This window comes from Enterobacter vonholyi, from assembly GCF_040834095.1.
Taxonomy (GTDB): Bacteria; Pseudomonadota; Gammaproteobacteria; order Enterobacterales; family Enterobacteriaceae; genus Enterobacter; species Enterobacter vonholyi.
On record NZ_CP162152.1, the window covers coordinates 3,149,136 to 3,164,976 of the forward strand.

At 52.7% G+C, this 15,841-nt stretch carries 14 protein-coding genes and 1 tRNA gene; 3 read left to right on the forward strand and 12 right to left on the reverse strand.

The features are described from left to right. Positions 1 to 9: 9 nt before the first annotated feature. The 3 genes from fadJ to AB3N39_RS14795 all read right to left on the reverse strand — a co-directional run bounded on the left by fadJ (position 10) and on the right by AB3N39_RS14795 (position 3,998). Positions 10 to 2,157 carry a fatty acid oxidation complex subunit alpha FadJ gene (fadJ, locus tag AB3N39_RS14785; protein ID WP_143345356.1) on the reverse strand — a complete coding sequence of 716 codons (2,148 nt, stop codon included), beginning with the start codon at positions 2,155 to 2,157 and terminating at the stop codon, positions 10 to 12. Then, the gene (fadI, locus tag AB3N39_RS14790) at positions 2,157 to 3,467 is read right to left on the reverse strand and encodes an acetyl-CoA C-acyltransferase FadI (protein ID WP_133294870.1); all 1,311 of its coding nucleotides are present in this window, start codon (positions 3,465 to 3,467) and stop codon (positions 2,157 to 2,159) included. The genes fadJ and fadI overlap by 1 nt, the downstream gene beginning before the upstream one ends. A 246-nt stretch (positions 3,468 to 3,713) precedes the next feature. Then, entirely contained in the window at positions 3,714 to 3,998 is a 285-nt protein-coding gene (locus tag AB3N39_RS14795) for a YfcZ/YiiS family protein (RefSeq protein ID WP_023294142.1), read from the reverse strand. Between the two features lie 372 nt (positions 3,999 to 4,370). Between AB3N39_RS14795 and fadL the strand changes: the two genes are divergently transcribed. Beyond that, positions 4,371 to 5,654 (forward strand): long-chain fatty acid transporter FadL, encoded by a 1,284-nt coding sequence (gene fadL, locus AB3N39_RS14800; RefSeq protein WP_115875916.1) that lies wholly within the window; start codon positions 4,371 to 4,373, stop codon positions 5,652 to 5,654. A 44-nt stretch (positions 5,655 to 5,698) separates the two neighbouring features. On the opposite strand, the gene mlaA is transcribed toward fadL, so the two are convergent. Continuing rightward, entirely contained in the window at positions 5,699 to 6,451 is a 753-nt protein-coding gene (gene mlaA / locus AB3N39_RS14805) for a phospholipid-binding lipoprotein MlaA (RefSeq protein ID WP_115875917.1), read from the reverse strand. A 313-nt stretch (positions 6,452 to 6,764) separates the two neighbouring features. On the opposite strand from mlaA, the gene AB3N39_RS14810 reads away from it, so the two are divergent. Continuing rightward, entirely contained in the window at positions 6,765 to 7,694 is a 930-nt protein-coding gene (locus AB3N39_RS14810) for a formate/nitrite transporter family protein (RefSeq protein WP_133294871.1), read from the forward strand. Positions 7,695 to 7,769: 75 nt separating this feature from the next. After that, positions 7,770 to 7,841: transfer RNA gene (locus tag AB3N39_RS14815), tRNA-Arg, on the forward strand. Positions 7,842 to 7,888: 47 nt separating this feature from the next. Here AB3N39_RS14815 and AB3N39_RS14820 read toward each other — a convergent pair. From AB3N39_RS14820 to AB3N39_RS14855, 8 genes are all read right to left on the reverse strand, one after another. Further along, positions 7,889 to 9,220: a VasL domain-containing protein gene (locus AB3N39_RS14820; RefSeq protein ID WP_143345363.1), complete on the reverse strand. Its 1,332-nt coding sequence runs from the start codon at positions 9,218 to 9,220 to the stop codon at positions 7,889 to 7,891. 103 nt (positions 9,221 to 9,323) lie between these two features. Further along, a complete protein-coding gene (locus AB3N39_RS14825; protein WP_143345364.1) occupies positions 9,324 to 9,794 on the reverse strand; it encodes a hypothetical protein in 471 nt (156 codons plus the stop codon). Positions 9,795 to 9,808: 14 nt separating this feature from the next. Beyond that, positions 9,809 to 10,264 (reverse strand): type VI secretion system baseplate subunit TssE, encoded by a 456-nt coding sequence (tssE, locus tag AB3N39_RS14830; RefSeq protein ID WP_143345365.1) that lies wholly within the window; start codon positions 10,262 to 10,264, stop codon positions 9,809 to 9,811. After that, entirely contained in the window at positions 10,264 to 10,809 is a 546-nt protein-coding gene (gene tssJ / locus AB3N39_RS14835) for a type VI secretion system lipoprotein TssJ (protein WP_271368450.1), read from the reverse strand. Before tssJ ends, tssE begins: the two co-directional genes overlap by 1 nt. After that, positions 10,787 to 11,872: a type VI secretion system baseplate subunit TssG gene (gene tssG / locus AB3N39_RS14840; RefSeq protein ID WP_367896835.1), complete on the reverse strand. Its 1,086-nt coding sequence runs from the start codon at positions 11,870 to 11,872 to the stop codon at positions 10,787 to 10,789. The genes tssJ and tssG overlap by 23 nt, the downstream gene beginning before the upstream one ends. Next, positions 11,836 to 13,590 (reverse strand): type VI secretion system baseplate subunit TssF, encoded by a 1,755-nt coding sequence (gene tssF / locus AB3N39_RS14845; RefSeq protein ID WP_325813731.1) that lies wholly within the window; start codon positions 13,588 to 13,590, stop codon positions 11,836 to 11,838. The genes tssG and tssF overlap by 37 nt, the downstream gene beginning before the upstream one ends. 540 nt (positions 13,591 to 14,130) lie before the next feature. After that, the gene (locus AB3N39_RS14850) at positions 14,131 to 14,553 is read right to left on the reverse strand and encodes a DUF1240 domain-containing protein (RefSeq protein WP_136195513.1); all 423 of its coding nucleotides are present in this window, start codon (positions 14,551 to 14,553) and stop codon (positions 14,131 to 14,133) included. Further along, the gene (locus tag AB3N39_RS14855; RefSeq protein ID WP_367896836.1) at positions 14,553 to 15,821 is read right to left on the reverse strand and encodes a PAAR domain-containing protein; all 1,269 of its coding nucleotides are present in this window, start codon (positions 15,819 to 15,821) and stop codon (positions 14,553 to 14,555) included. Before AB3N39_RS14855 ends, AB3N39_RS14850 begins: the two co-directional genes overlap by 1 nt. Between the last annotated feature and the right edge of the window lie 20 nt (positions 15,822 to 15,841).

Genomic DNA, 15,841 nt, shown 5'->3' on the forward strand with positions numbered 1-15,841 from the left:
TCTTTGACCTCAGCTTACGAGGACAGTTTCCCTTGCTGGCCAAAATGTCTGGCCCCTTTCCGCCATCTGCAATAATTGGTCACACGGTGTAAACCGTGGACCATACTGCGAAGCCAGACGCTGCAGGATTGCAACCACTTCACCCGCGCCGAGCGTATCCATGTAACGGAACGGGCCGCCAAGGAACGGCGGAAAACCAATGCCAAATACCGCGCCGATGTCGCCATCGCGCGCGCTTTTGATTACCTGTTCACCAAAGCAGCGCGCCGCTTCATTGAGCATCATCATCACGCAGCGCTCAGCGCACTGAACGGCGGAGAGTTTTCCCTGACCAGAAGTCGTAATAAGTCCATAAACCGAAGGGTCGACCTGTTTCCTGCTTTTACGCCCTTTCGCGCCGTAAAGATAGAAACCGCGTTCATTTTTTCTGCCTTTGCGATCGTCCTTCAAAATCGCAGAAACAATGTTTGCAGGTGGGCTGAAACGATCGCCATATGCGGCTTCCAGCACTGGTATAATTTTAGTGCCGGTGTCTATTCCCACCTCATCCAAAAGTTGGATTGGACCTACGGGGAAACCAAACTTTACCAGCGCCTCGTCGACGTGCTCGATCTTCTCCCCCTCCGTCAGCAACCGCATGGCTTCATTAATATAGGGAGCCAGAATGCGGTTGACGTAGAAGCCGGCCTTATCTGCTACTACGATCGGCGTTTTCCCCTGCTTCTTCGCAAGCTTGACTACCGTGGCGATGGTTTGCGGACTGGTCGTCGCGTGTGGAATAACTTCCACCAGCGGCATTTTTTCGACCGGGCTAAAGAAGTGCAGCCCAATCACCTGCTCCGGACGCGCGGCTTTCGCCGCGATATCGCTAATCGGCAATGACGACGTATTGGAGGCAAAAATGGTATGCGGGGCGCAATGCTGCTCAACGTCTGCCACCATCTGCTGCTTAAGCGCCAGATCTTCAAACACGGCTTCAATCACCAGATCGCGGTGCGCAAAACCGCTGTAATCCGTCGTGCCGGAGATCATCGCCAGGGTTTTATCACGCTCGCTTGCCTTGATATGGCGGCGCTTGACCTTTTGATCAAGGTTCTGCCAGCTGTACTGCAGCGCGTGGTTGATACCCTTCGGATTGATGTCTTTGATTCGTACAGGTAATTTGCCTTTGCTGGCGGTAACAAAAGCGATACCGCCGCCCATGAGCCCCCCACCCAGTACGCCAATGGCACGCAACGGTGCAGGCTCAGCCTCGCTGCCAGGATCTTTTTTCACGTCCGTGCTGGCGAAGAAGATGCTGCGCAGCGCCTGTGACTGCGGCGTCATCGCCAGTTCGCCGAAGGCTTTGGCCTCCGCGGCATAGCCGCTGCTGCTTCCCTGCGACAGCCCGGTTTCGATCACGTCCAGGATCCGCTTTGCCGCCGGGTAGTTGCCTTTGGTTTTTTGTTCAGTCTTTTTGCCCACCATGTTGAACAGAAGCGTTCTTCCCAGCGGAGCAGCCAGAACGCGCTCGCGGACCGGCAGAGGTCGTTTTGCCTGACGCCCTTTCAGCGCAAGCTCGACGGCGGCTTCCAGTAAAATAGACTGCGGCACGACGTCATCGACCAGACCGGCTTTCAGCGCCTGACGGGCACGCAGCTGTTTACCGGTTAAGATCATCTCCAGCGCCGTGCTGACGCCCACGAGGCGCGGCAGTCGTTGCGTTCCGCCGGAGCCAGGCAGCAGGCCCAGCTGCACTTCCGGCAGGCCCAGAATGGTTTTTGCATCGTCAGTACAAATCCTGCTGTGACATGCCAGCGCCAGCTCAAGCCCGCCGCCCAGACAGGCGCCGTGGATCGCTGCGATAACCGGGATCGGCAGGCTGTTGATCTCCGACATTACCTGCTGGCCCTGACGCGCCAGCTCTTCGGCTTCCAGTGCGTTTTGCGCCCGGTCGATCATGTTGATATCCGCCCCGGCGATAAAGTTGTCGGGTTTGGCAGAGATAAACACCAGGCCGCGAATGGCTTTGTTTTCGCGGATCTGCTTTAGCATCGCGCGCACCTGAACACCAAATTCGGCCTTCAGGGTATTCATCTTTTCATCAGGCACATCAATAGTGATAACGGCCACGTTATCGAGGCGAACCGTCAGATTAAATGCAGATGGCATATCCATTATTCAGCCTCCAGAACCATTGCTGCGCCAAGGCCACCCGCCGCACAGGCGGTAACGAGGCCAAACCCGCCGCCCCGGCGACGGAGTTCATGTAATGTTTGCGTGATCATTCGCGCACCGGTGGCGGCAAACGGATGACCGTAGGCGATAGAACCACCCAGCACGTTGAACTTACTCTGATCCACTTCGCCTGTGGCATGGGCGCGGCCCAGCACATCGCGCGCGAAACGCTCGCTTGCCAGTAGCTGAACGTTTGCCAGAGTCTGCGCGGCAAACGCTTCATGCATATCAATCAGGGTTAAATTAGCCATCGTCAGCCCCGCGCGCTCCAGCGCCAGCGGCGTCGACCATGCCGGACCTAACAACATGTCTTGCCAGACATCAATGGCGGTGAAGGCATAGCTGCGTAAATAGCCCAGGGGAGTGATGCCCAGCTCTTTCGCGCGGGATTCGGTCATCAGGATCACGGCGGCGGCCCCGTCCGTCAGCGGCGTACTGTTCGCCGCCGTCACCGTGCCGTGCTTGCGGTCAAACGCCGGGCGCAGCTTTGCGTAATCCGCCAGCGTCGAGGTGCCGCGAATATTGTTATCTTCCGCAAGCGGTTCGCGATAGGGCGGAATGTAGGCGGTCATGACCTCGTCGGTCAGCTTGCCTTCCGACCAGGCTTTTGCCGCAAGCTGATGCGAGCGATGCGCCAGCGCATCCTGCTGTTCACGGGTAATGCCGTAGGTTTTCGCCATCTGCTCGGCGGTATCGCCCATGCGCAGGCCAGTGGAGTATTCCGCTACGGCAGGTGGCACGGGCATCAGATCGCGCAGACGTAAACGCGAGAAGAGTTTGAGTTTCTGACCCGTCGTACGGGCTTTGTTGGCATCGACCAGGATACGCGCCAGCTTTTTACTGACCCCAATCGGCAGCACCGAAGAGGAGTCTGCCCCGCCCGCAATCCCGGCGCGGATAGTCCCCGCCATCAGGCTTTCGGCGACGTTCGCCACGGCCTGGAAACTGGTTGCGCAGGCGCGACTGACGCTGTAGGCATCGGTGTGCACATTCATCCCGGTACCAAGGACGATTTCCCGCGCAATGTTGGGGGCTTCAGGCATCTGCACGACCTGACCGAACACCAGCTGTTCGATGACCTCAGGCGGAATTTCGCTGCGAGCCAGCATCTCCCCCACTACCATTTTCCCCAGGTCAACGGCCGGTATGCCATGAAACGCCGTTGCCTGACGCGCAAATGGCGTTCGCAATCCACTGACTATGGCAATGCGATCGCCCTGACGGGTAATTAGCGGTAATGCCTGACTCATAACACTCCCCTGTAAAAAATTTTTCGCAAACATAAAGTGGTCTGACCTGATAATAGTCTTAACCATTTTTTTACATTCAGCCAATCGGGGAAACGAAAAAGTGCGAGCTAAAACACAGAGAAGAAAAAGAAAATGCCCCTGCATGGCAGGGGCATTTGTGCGGTTTGTTGCCGGGTGGCGGCGTTGCCTTACTCGGCCTACACAATCGTAGGCCCATGCAAGCGAAGCGCCGCCGGGCAAAAAGGATTAACGCAGACCCAGCTGGAAAATCAGTGTTTCTGCTTCGCAGGCGAAAACAAAGTCGATGTCCAGCTTCACGCCGCCTTCCACTTCGGTGAAGGTCGACTTGATTTCACACGGATCGGATTCAACATCACGCGCACGCTTGCTCAGCGCGGCCAGGGTCTCTTCCGCTTCGGCACGGTTAGTGAACACACGGCTGTAAGACGCGGTGCAATCGGAGTTGTCCATGATGGTCCCAACATCCATACAGCAGCAAACCGGGGTTTCATCAGCACTGCATTTACTCATAGCTCAATTTCCTCTGTATTCGCGCAGCGCGCGAGATAAACACGATGCTGATATTTTACGCCCCGGCGCGGGCTCTCTCCAGCCGTTAATGGTGCAAAAACGGATAAGTGACCAATATCACACTAAAAAATGATCCAGAACAAAAACCACCCTTTTGGGTGAGTCGCGATGGTCACAATTTTGCCAACCAGATCTCGTTTCGCGAAACATGTTTGAAAATATTAATAAACAAACTTGCAACATTCTGGCTGGTCAGACCTATACTCTGGCCACTGGTCTGATTTGTCTGTCATACCTCAGACCCTACACTTCGCGCTCCTGTTACGGTATGTAACAATTATTGAATAAAAATAACTCAATGAGGTTATGGTCATGAGCCAGAAAACCCTGTTCAACAAGACTGCGCTGGCAGTCGCAGTGGCACTCGTCTCCACTTCCGCCTGGTCAGCGGGCTTTCAGTTAAACGAATTTTCTTCCTCTGGCCTTGGCCGTGCGTATTCCGGGGAAGGCGCTATTGCTGATGATGCGGGTAACGCGAGTCGTAACCCCGCGTTGATCATGATGTTCGATCGTCCGACTTTCTCTGCCGGTGCGGTTTATATCGACCCTGATGTCAACGTTTCTGGTAAGTCGCCTTATACGGGTGCGAGCCTTAAAGCGGACAACATTGCCCCAACAGCATGGATCCCCAACCTGCACTTCGTTGCGCCCATTAACGAACAGTTTGGCTGGGGTGCATCCGTAACGTCTAACTACGGCCTGGCTACCGAGTTCAATAACAACTACCCGGCTGGTGAATACGGCGGTAAAACAGACCTTACTACGCTGAACCTCAACCTGAGCGGTGCGTATCGCCTGAACGATAACTGGAGCTTTGGTCTGGGCTTTGATGCCGTTTACGCCGATGCCAAAATCGAACGTTATTCCGGGGAACAGACTGCGCGCCTGCCTAAAAACAGCAATAAAATTGCCAGTCTTGAAGGTGATGAGTGGGGCTATGGCTGGAACGCCGGTATCCTCTACGAGCTGGACAAAAACAACCGTTGGGGCCTGACCTATCGTTCCGAAGTGAAAATTGACTTCGACGGCGATTACAAGAGCGGCATCCTGACGCCTGTGAACAACCTGGTTCCTGGTGCGGGTACAACCATTCCTTGGGGAACGTCCAACCAGACCGTTCCAGGTTCACTGTCACTGCATTTGCCAGAAATGTGGGAAGTGTCCGGTTACAACCGTGTTGCGCCGCAATGGGCTATCCACTATAGCCTGGCCTATACCAGCTGGAGCCAGTTCCAGGAGCTGAAAGCGACCGGAACCAATGGCCAGACGCTGTTCTATAAGGACGAAAGCTTCCACGACGCCTATCGTATTGCGTTGGGTACCACCTACTACTACGATAAAAACTGGACATTCCGCTCCGGTATCGCATTTGACGACAGCCCGGTTCCGGCAGACAAACGTTCCATTTCCATTCCGGATCAGGACCGTTTCTGGTTAAGCGCGGGCGCGACGTATGCGTTCAACGAGAATGCATCCATCGATGCGGGCGTATCTTATATGCACGGTCAGAAAGTGACGTTCCAGGAAGGCCCTTACGAGTTTACCTCTGAAGGTAAAGCCTGGCTGTTCGGTACGAACTTCAACTACGCGTTCTAATCGCGACAGAATCAAAAAAGGTGAGCATTGCTCACCTTTTTTATTTACTCAGAATCGATATCTTTTAGTTCGTTCTCGATCGCCTTCGCGTTTGGATTCTCTTCCGGCTTCAGCTTACCGCCGTTGGCAATAAAGTCATGATTCTGGAAGTACGCTTCACGTACCATAATGTACGGGTCAGAAGACTGGCGCAGCAGGCCATCAGAGTCGAGCAATTGCGCGCGGGTTTCAATCCCTTCTACCGTCCATTTACCCACCGACAGCGGCCAGGTCAGCCATGACAGAACCGGATACAGCGTATCGACCATATCACCGCCGTCATCACGCACGGTGAAGCTGCCATAGAACGGCAGATGAACGTAAGGGCCGTAACCGACACCATAATGCCCCAGCGTACTACCAAAACGGTGCGGCTGTTCACGCTGAAGTTTCGGGTTCGCCATGCCTGCGACGTCAATAAAGCCGCCCATCCCCAGAATGGAGTTCAGGAAGAAGCGGGTAAAGTGGACCATCCCCTGGTAGGGGTCGCCCTGCAGGAAGTAGTTCACCATTACCGCAGGCTCTTCGAGGTTGCTGGTAAAGTTACTTAACCCGTTACGCGCGGGCTGTGGAACATAATCGCGCCATGCCACTGCCACCGGGCGAACCACATACGGGTCCAGCACGTTGTAGTTTAAGCTATACATGGAGCGGTTAAATCCTTCGAGAGGATCGGAGCGGCCCGTTTGCTCCCCAGAGCTGGCGCAGCCCACAAGCATCGTCGCGCCCAGCGCAAGCGCCGACAGCCGAAGTTTCATAAATATCTCCCTGTTCAGTATGGCTATCGTTGATTGCCATCCGTAACGGAGCCTGATGCTCCGTCTGTAAACGTGCAAGCGATTGTAACAGCACGTTTACCGATGTCTATGAGCACAATTACGGGCAGTAACCAGCGTGACTCTGATCTCAGCATAGCCTGGCTTTTAGAATTCGTTTCGCTGGCAATTTTATAATGCCTTTGAAAGAGATGTATCACCTTTGTTGTCATTGCTGCCAATTTAAGAGCATCCCCACAGGCATCCCGACAAAAGCCGCTACGCTTAACAGAAAGATCAATCTCCGGGAGCATATATGAAAGAAGTGGGCGAAGAAAAAATTGGCGAGAGCAATGAGGAACTTGAAATTGAAAGCGAGGAGAAAGCGCGCGGCGAGAAAATAGAAATTGACGAAGATCGCCTCCCTTCCCGCGCGATGGCCATTCACGAGCATATCCGCCAGGACGGTGAAAAAGAGATGGAGCGCGACGCGATGGCTCTCTTCTGGTCAGCCATCGCTGCAGGGCTCTCAATGGGAGCATCTCTGCTTGCGAAAGGGATATTTCATGTGCAGCTGGAGGGCGTACCCGGCGGTTTTTTACTCGAGAACCTCGGTTATACCTTCGGCTTTATTATCGTCATCATGGCCCGCCAGCAGCTATTTACTGAAAACACGGTGACCGCGGTTCTGCCGGTGATGCAAAACCCCACACTCGGGAATTTCGGTTTATTGATGCGGCTCTGGGGCGTGGTCCTGCTGGGAAATATCATCGGCACGGGCATCGCGGCCTGGGCGTTTGAATATATGCCGATATTTGATGAACCCACACGGGATGCGTTTGTAAAAATCGGCATGGATGTAATGAAAAACACGCCGGTCGAGATGTTCTCGAATGCCATCATCTCCGGCTGGATTATCGCCACGATGGTGTGGATGTTCCCTTCAGCAGGCAGCGCCAAAATTGTCGTGATCATACTGATGACCTGGCTGATTGCGCTGGCGGACACCACGCATATTGTGGTCGGGACCGTTGAAATCCTCTATCTGGTCTTTAACGGTACGCTTCACTGGAGCGATTTCTTCTGGCCGTTTGCCCTTCCGACGCTGGCGGGAAACATCTGCGGCGGAACGTTTATCTTCGCGCTGTTAAGCCACGCCCAAATCCGTAACGACATGTCGAACAAACGCAAAGCTGAGCTTAAGGCACGGGAAAATGATGATAAATCGACAAAAAAATCGACCTGAATGGTGACTCTTTGAGCAGTCAGGCGGCGATGCGCTTAACGCAAAGTGTAAATAAGGCTATACTCGTGCCGCCTCGTCCCCTTAGTTAAATGGATATAACGAGCCCCTCCTAAGGGCTAGTTGCAGGTTCGATTCCTGCAGGGGACACTTTACCCTCCCGCTTATTTCTGCACATCGCTTCTTCACACCCGCATTCATTGAGCAGAAAAATCCTGTTTGATTTGAGCATAACGCGTTGCCAGCTGTCTTAGACGCAACTCCAGCTGGGTCTTTTCGGCTTCAGGCAGCGCGCTTTCAGCACTATGCTCTGACAGGCGTCGGAGTTGTTCTTCAGCCGGTATGGTTTGGTTAAAGGACTGTATAGCTGAAAAAATCACCGATTTAAGCTCACTTACCGTGATATATTTTCCTTTTTGCTCATCCAGACTACTCAGCCTATGGCTCAGTTGCTGAAGCTTCATCATTCCCTGATACCAGCTGTTCATGGAATCGACAGGCAACGCTGCCGAGTTAAATTTTTGCTTCCACTGCACGGTGAGCGACTTCGCTTCCTCCGGCTGCAAAGTCTGGAGTTGCGCTAACAACTGAAGGCTGTAGGAAATATTCCAGTCTGGTGGCAGCTTATCCAGTCGGGCAAGCTGCTGCTGCGTTTCGGTGATAAACGTGGACGGAATGGTGCCTCGCTGCGCTAACGCGTCTTGCTGAACAGGAGTAAGCACTTCAGGTAACGGCGCCAGCGAGGCAATGGCCTGAGTCGTTAAGGGATCCGGTCTCGACAGAAAGCCCCCTCCCCACGCCACGGCGAGGCTGACCACCAGCACAGAACACATCCCGGCGACAAAGGGTTTCCATGGTCTGACAGACCCGTGCGCAGTCGGACGATCCTTTGTATCCGGCTGATTTTCCTGCTGCACAACGTAGACCCATTTCACTTCGCCAATCGGTTCTGCCCTTTCCTGAGGTAACTCGCGACCGGGCATTATGATCGCATCCAAATCTGATGCGTCATTACCGCTTTCCAGCCGTTCAGCACTTGAACGTATCAACGTTCGTAACGTATCGAACTGGCTAAGGTGTTTGAGTTCGAGACGCTGGAACACCGCGCTCTGGCTGGTAAGCAACGCTTCAGCACTATAAAGCTCACGTAGATGGCTGTTGTTCAATGCAAGCATGCGCATGCGCTGCTGCAGGCGCTGGCTCAGGCCACTAAGGATTTCCAGACGAGCGTGTAGCGTCTTCGGCCAGAAAACGTCCCACTGGCGGCTAATCAGGGCCTCCAGAATTGCCAACCCTTCGTTCAGGCCAGCTAATCCAGACAGGTGAGTACGGGCAAGGGTGTACCAGGCCGCAGTCTGCAACTCCACACCGTTTTGTTCAAACAGAGAGAGACAGAGTTTTTCGACATATTGCCAGTTCACATCCGGGCGAGCAGGATGCGTAAGCTTACTGAGTTCATCGCGAAGGGCGGCGTAATCTGGCAGCGTACGCGGGTCGCCGCCGGTTTTTAACGTTATATGTGTGGTCATCCTGAAGGGCCTGCATATCCGTGTAGTTAATTTCGTCAGTTGAGATGTAAGGCTATTTTGCGATTAAAAATGCAGTGACTAATAAAAGGAATGAATGTTATCGCTATGGCAGCAGCGCTAAAATCAGGCTGTAAAAAATGCCTTCATCAAATAGTTGTCCTGAACGGGATGAGATATCAGGGGGCGTAAAGATCCAGCCATTTACGCTCCCCGCACGCATGAACAGGCGTCCCTGAGAAATCACCTTATCCCCGGAACAGAAAGTCACCTCGACACAACCAGCTACGCCCTGTCCATACAGAAAGATCGGCATAAATCTGACCGCTCGGCTGCCATAATGCAGAACGATACCGGAAATCTCAAAAGCCCCGCCCTCCACCAGCAGATCCGGAACGGATACCGTCAGTGGCTCCACATTCAGTCCCGTATCTGTCAGCCACGCGTTCATCTCATCCTGAAGCTCAGCCATTCGCTGGCGAAACTCTGCAATATCAGCCTGACTCCTGCTGATTGCAGGAACAGGTGCAGGTTGTCTTGCCTGCAACTTCTTCAGGAACTGTGATTTTACGGACATGATGTTATCGGACCTTATATACGGAGAGTGGTGTCGAGATACTGCTGTTGCCTGAGATGCCTTAACAGGACCCGCCCTTCGGGCATAAATTCAGTCCCGTAGCGCACCAGGCCAATCCCTTTAAGTTCAGCGTCAATGGCATAGCGCAGTTCACCGGGGACATTCTGTTCCAGCAGGACAACGGTTATTTTTTTCAGGCGTGGTTCATATTTGAGCAGGACAGCAGACAATGTTCCCATAAGCTCATGGGCCGTTCCCGGCATGCCCTGCAGGATTTTGGTCATGTCCGGAAGGCCGTAGTCAGGCAGATGCGCCAGCGTGCCGGCGCGGCAGTTAAGGATACGCTGCATGTTATCAAGTACCGAGAGGATGACCTGATTTTCCTCACTGACCTGGTTGAGGTTGAGGCCGCCTGTAAAATTTCCGGTCAGCATTTCATACAGCGAAGGCGTGTTATGTCCAAAGGGCATCAGTCGTCCTTAAGCGGTTGCAGCGTCAGAGAGTTATCGCCTGCTTCCAGAATTCGCGGTTTATCCGGATCCAGGTCACTGCGTTTAATAACCTGCTTCCAGCCGTTGTTGTCCATATCCGGATGGCGGAACAGCCCTACCACCGCGACAAACTGCGTCTCTTCTTCCATTGGCATATCAAGGTTTGCATCGCCACCCGGTTTCACCACAACATCACGACTGGCCAGCATGTCGTCTTTCAGAATGGTGCTATCATCCTGAAGCAACTGCTGATATACCGTCTTATCGAAGGTTTTGCGGTCTTTGAGCTGGTAAACCCTTACCACCACCGGCTGAGACAGCGAGTTACTTTCACGGGAGTCGGTGTTCAGCGCCTCACGCGCGGTGAAATCCAGATGCAGGATTTTAATTTTTTTATAGAACACAGAATTGAACGCCGATTTGGTTCCGTCGGTGACGCTCTGCGTTACCCCACAGCCAGTTAGAGAGAGTGCTATCAGCGGCATCAGCCAGCGCGTAGTCTTAATTAAACTTGTACGTAACACGTCGGTTTCCTTGTTGTGATTTTGCAGGCTCCAGACCGCTGTAATAACCCAGCTCTGTGGTAAAGGTCTCAGGAATATCATCCGGTAGGCTATCACTGTCAGCGCCCAGCACGCCGTTCAACCCCAGCCAGAAAGGATTTTCTCCAAGCGGTGGAACGGCCAGCAGACGTACGGAAGTGGTCAGGGTAATTCTGGCCTTAAACCGCCAGCCCAGATACACCCGTAGCATTACCAGGAAATCCAGGTACAACTGACCATCCGGTTTCCAGCCCTGCGCTTCCTGTTCGTTGTCCGTCGCGAGAGCAACCAGCAGTTGGCTGCCGGCATCCATCGCTTCGTCACCCAGCGGAGTATTGCCATCAAGCAGAAAATCTTCGTCACCGTAAAAACCCAGCGGCCTGTCTATTACTACAGGCCGGAGACAATACGGACTCACCTGCACCGTCGTCTCGGGGGCCAGCAGGCTCACCAGTGCCTGCATCCCTTCCTGAGTTTTGCCCGGCTGCTGCAAAACCCCCAGCAGAGCCAGAAAGCGCGACACCGGCGTGGCAATATGATTTGCCGTGCCTGGTATCCCCAGACCAACCAGACCCAGTAGCGACTGCGAAATGCTGTCAGTGCCTCCAGGCTCAAACGTGGCCGGGTACGAGTATTTACGCCAGACGCGATAAAACTGCGTCAGGATGCGATGACTGAAAATATCCAGAAAGCCCTGCAGCGCCTCATGCCCTTCCCGGCGCTGGGTGATGTCATCGAGATAGGCGGTCGGCAGCGGTGAATCAACGCCATACATCCCCATAAAAGTTGTACGGATGATCGGTGGCTTGCTGTCATCATCCTCGTCATACTCGACAGCCTTCAATTCACTTACAGGGAACCCCATTCCAGAGTGCGCTGCAAAGCGTACCGGGTCATCCGCCGGATGGCTGGTAGAGCCCATCAGCGGCCGGTCCGGATGGCGCTTCTCCAGTAGCTGGCATAAACGATAAAAGTTGATGCGGTGAAGATCGGCCTCCAGCCGCGGGGTCAGCCGGGAATGCGGCGGTTGTGCTTCTCTTCCCATTCCAGGCGCTCTCCGGTCGGTTGCAGAATAATAATCAGGCGGTTAAACAGATAGATATCGGTGTACAGTGCAAAGAAGCGGCTCAGCATCTCGCTGAACAGACAGATATCGCCGCGCCCGGCAAAGCCGTTGCTCTCAAGCGTCACCTCAATCTGCACCCCGCGCACCAGATATCCCTGCTCAAAGCGTTCCGTTTCACTGTGCTTCACATCGATAATCGCCTCCAGACGACGGCGGTTCATCTCGCTGTCAGTCCACTCATACAGCGCCAGCGTGCCGCGCAGCACGTCGGCATTGTCCATCATCGACAGGAAGCCGCTGCCGAGATGGCTCAGCACACGCCAGTGAAAGCGATCCTGTGCCGGGGGATAACAAGGCAGCGTCGGCGCACACAGGTTACGCACGGCGATACTGGCTGAAGTGGTTTTCATCACTGTATCAAGCACGGTACTTTGCAACGCTCTGCGAGGCAGTTGGCCATTGGTGCCGGTTAGCGTCAGCGACAGGCTTTCATCCTCCGGCACCGTGTGGTTATCAAACGCTTCACCCCCCAGGATAAGCCAGGTGTTATGCAGTCCGGAGGGACCTCGGCGCACGCGGGTGTGGTAGTAATATTCCGGGGCTTCATGGCGCATCATTCCGCCTTTGTGACGGAAGCTGGAGAAAGGCACGTAGGTATGCTGGCTCGATGACATCACAGAATCGACCGCGTATATCTCGGTATGGCCATCCTGCACGCGCATCGGGCGCAGCATGTATTCGGTCTGCAGGGAGTTGAGCGTCAGCGGGTCAGATTCCAGCGGGAACAGGTTGATCACCGGCACACAGTTCAGGCGCAGATGCTTTTCGGTAAAGCTGAAATCATGCTCCCAGCGTTCTGCCAGCACCACGTCGATTTCAAACCAGGGGAGCTCGGCCGGAAAAGCTACGGTCTCCAGCCCACGCAGCCCCGTGAACATGAATTTCTCACGGAAGGTGAAATACTCCAGCAGCAGCTGATAGCCGCTAAAGCTGCTGCTGCCTTTCGGCCAAAGGTCATCATCATCACCGAAGCCCAGCGCGGTGAAATACCCGTCGAGCGGTCTTCTGTCCATGTCGCCCGGCATCCGCAGCCAGAGGCGCGCCGTATTCATGGTAAAGGCTTCATGCATGGCGCAGGCCAGCGGTGCATCAGCGTTGAAGTAGAGCGGGATCTGGCTGAGATCGATACGACTCCAGTCGGCGAGATGGCTGCAGTTAAAGCGCAGCGTGATGACCGAACGGCCATCCGGATCGGTCGCCAGCCGGGCACTTTCAAGCGACAATGGCTGAAGGGTGATCTCTTTGGTGGTGGTGTACCGGCAACGCGTGCCCTTCTCACCGATCGGCCGCGAGTTCACTTCGAAACCTTTGACGATGCGCATCTGCTCTTTCATTTCACGCCAGTCAGGGGTGAACTCCACCACCGACATTGACGGAATGGTACGCAGGTAATGCGGCCACAGCAGGCTGACCAGCCCTTCAGTCAGCTCCGGTAAGTCATCGTCGAGCTTTTCACGAAGACGGCCCATCAGGAAGGCAAAGCCCTCGAAAAGCCGCTCCACGTAAGGGTCGCGCGCCCCCGCCTTATCGAGATTGAGCATTGCCGCCTGCTCGGGATGAGCACGGGCAAACTCTTCACCGGCTTCCAGCAGATAGCGCATTTCAGCGTCGTAGTAACGCAGGGTTAAATCATCCATATTTATTTCTGCTCAATAATTGCCGAATGAATAGTATTATTTAAATAAAATTGTGCTGATGATGTTCCGGAGAACAGGAACATCTTATTAATTATCACGCTGCCCACATACCGATGGTGGTAGTACATACTCAGTAGCCATCCCCGGCATCCATCCATCAGGACGGCCGGTGCATTTCACGTAGCCTTTACTCTCAAGAGTCGAAGTGTACGCAAACGAAAAGATGACAGAACTGACGATAAAAACACCAACCAGACCAATAAATACTCTGCTTGTTTTTTTACATTTAATAACCGCCTGTTCCTCGCCGTACCGCATAGCCAAATACCAATATATACATGGAAATATCAGAATAATTGGAATTATTAGCAAAGCGGAAACTGTTGGTGAAAATACAATGTCACTTCCAAACCCAAATAACTCACTATATGCATCAATTGCGAACCACAAAGAGCCTATTGAGGAAACACACCAAATAATAAGGTTACCAAAAAATCTATGTTTAGGACTCATAAATCAATCACCTGCGATGTTAGGTCGTCAATGTATGACGCAGATAGACGGATCTTTAACATAGCGGGTTGCAGTTCCTGCCATCCAGCCCGAAGGAACACCATTACAACGGAGATATCCCTTGTTGAGCAATTCTTGGGGGTACAAACAGGAAAATAACACTCCTAATACTACGATAGCAATGCAACTCCACTTCAAATAAGAAACATAATTATCCATTGTTTTGAAAGCAAAATCCTTCCCCTTAACAATCATCAGAATAAAATAAATAAGTGGAAAAATCATCACAACAGGCAAGGCAATTAATGCAATGCTTAACCATGAGAAAACAATGCTATCTTCGAAAGAGAAGTATGACTGAAATATACTATTTCCAAGATAAATACTCAGCACGCATAAGCCGAGGATTATTACTATAGCAAGAAAAGGTCGGATTTTTTCTTCAAACATCAGTACAATCTCCGTTGAATACTCGTCAGAGTATCCCGAATATAATTTCGAACCTCCTCAATAATCACATTCTTTCCTCTAATTAACATTTGCTCAGCAAACATTGCCCCAAGATCCAGTAATCCCTGTTCAGCCTCTCTGGCTTTGTTTGCAAATTCTTGTTGTGCTGACTCTATATAGGCTACAACCTTGTCAGTCGCACCAAATTTTTCATCAAGAACATTTAAGGTAATGGCAGCAACACCGCCAACGACGACAACTATTGCTAAGTTTGCAACGATCCATGGAGTTACCAGAACCAGTCCCCCCCCCCAAACGACAGCAGATGCTATACCAATTTTAACTGCATCTGTTGCCAGACTACCAATAAATTCAGCGAAGGAGGTTTCATCATTCATAATGTAATCGATAGTGCGATATGCTGCAGCCACATAAAAAGTTAATCTTGCACCTTCTATGATCGATTTCGCCAGACCATACTTGCCTATGCCTATATCTACAACCTTAGGGTTCTTTGCAGAAAAAACTGGCGCATTTAATATTTTCCTAACCCCTGGGTAGCCACTGATTTTAATCAATTCTGTGCCTTTATGATTCACATATACCGTGGCCTTTATCCCAAAACTACCTAACTGCCCCACCAACATGGATGTTGTGACGACATCCTTTATATTTGTACCATAGTTAACAATTATTTGACCTGGTGTGCTTTCAGTTATCGCAATCCAACCGTATTTCCACGCCCCCCAGGATGACAATATCTCAAACACTTCGGGTAAAGTTAGTAACATGATGTCTTGGTTATTTTTCTTAAACATCATTCTTAACTTTTCATCAGGTAAATCATGTGTGTTTTTTAACACAGGGTAATCAGATACGAATCCCGTTGGCTTTTGCTCACCGGTCAGATAACCAGGCAACTCAGGAGAAGTCTGCGCCGGGGCCGCTGTAAAGCCTGCTGCCGATTCCCCAGCGGAAGCTCCACTGCTCTTCTCGTATGTATCATCCATCATTGATGGAATAAACCTCGCCTTGCAGGGGCAAGTACTATAGCTGTCGAGGGTTCCGGCCATTCGCCGGTCATGAATAGTATCGTTGTCGATGCCGCCGGCTATCTTGAATAGCCCGGCATGCTTCCCGCAGGTCACACTGTCCTGCTCCCGGGCAACGGGTTTATCAAACAGTGTGTGATCCTCTGCGCCCGTGGTGATTTTCCCGCCGCAGGTCGTCTTGTCGCCCTGCACCAGGTAAAAGCCTTCTGCTGCCATATTTTTCCCTTTAGCTGAAT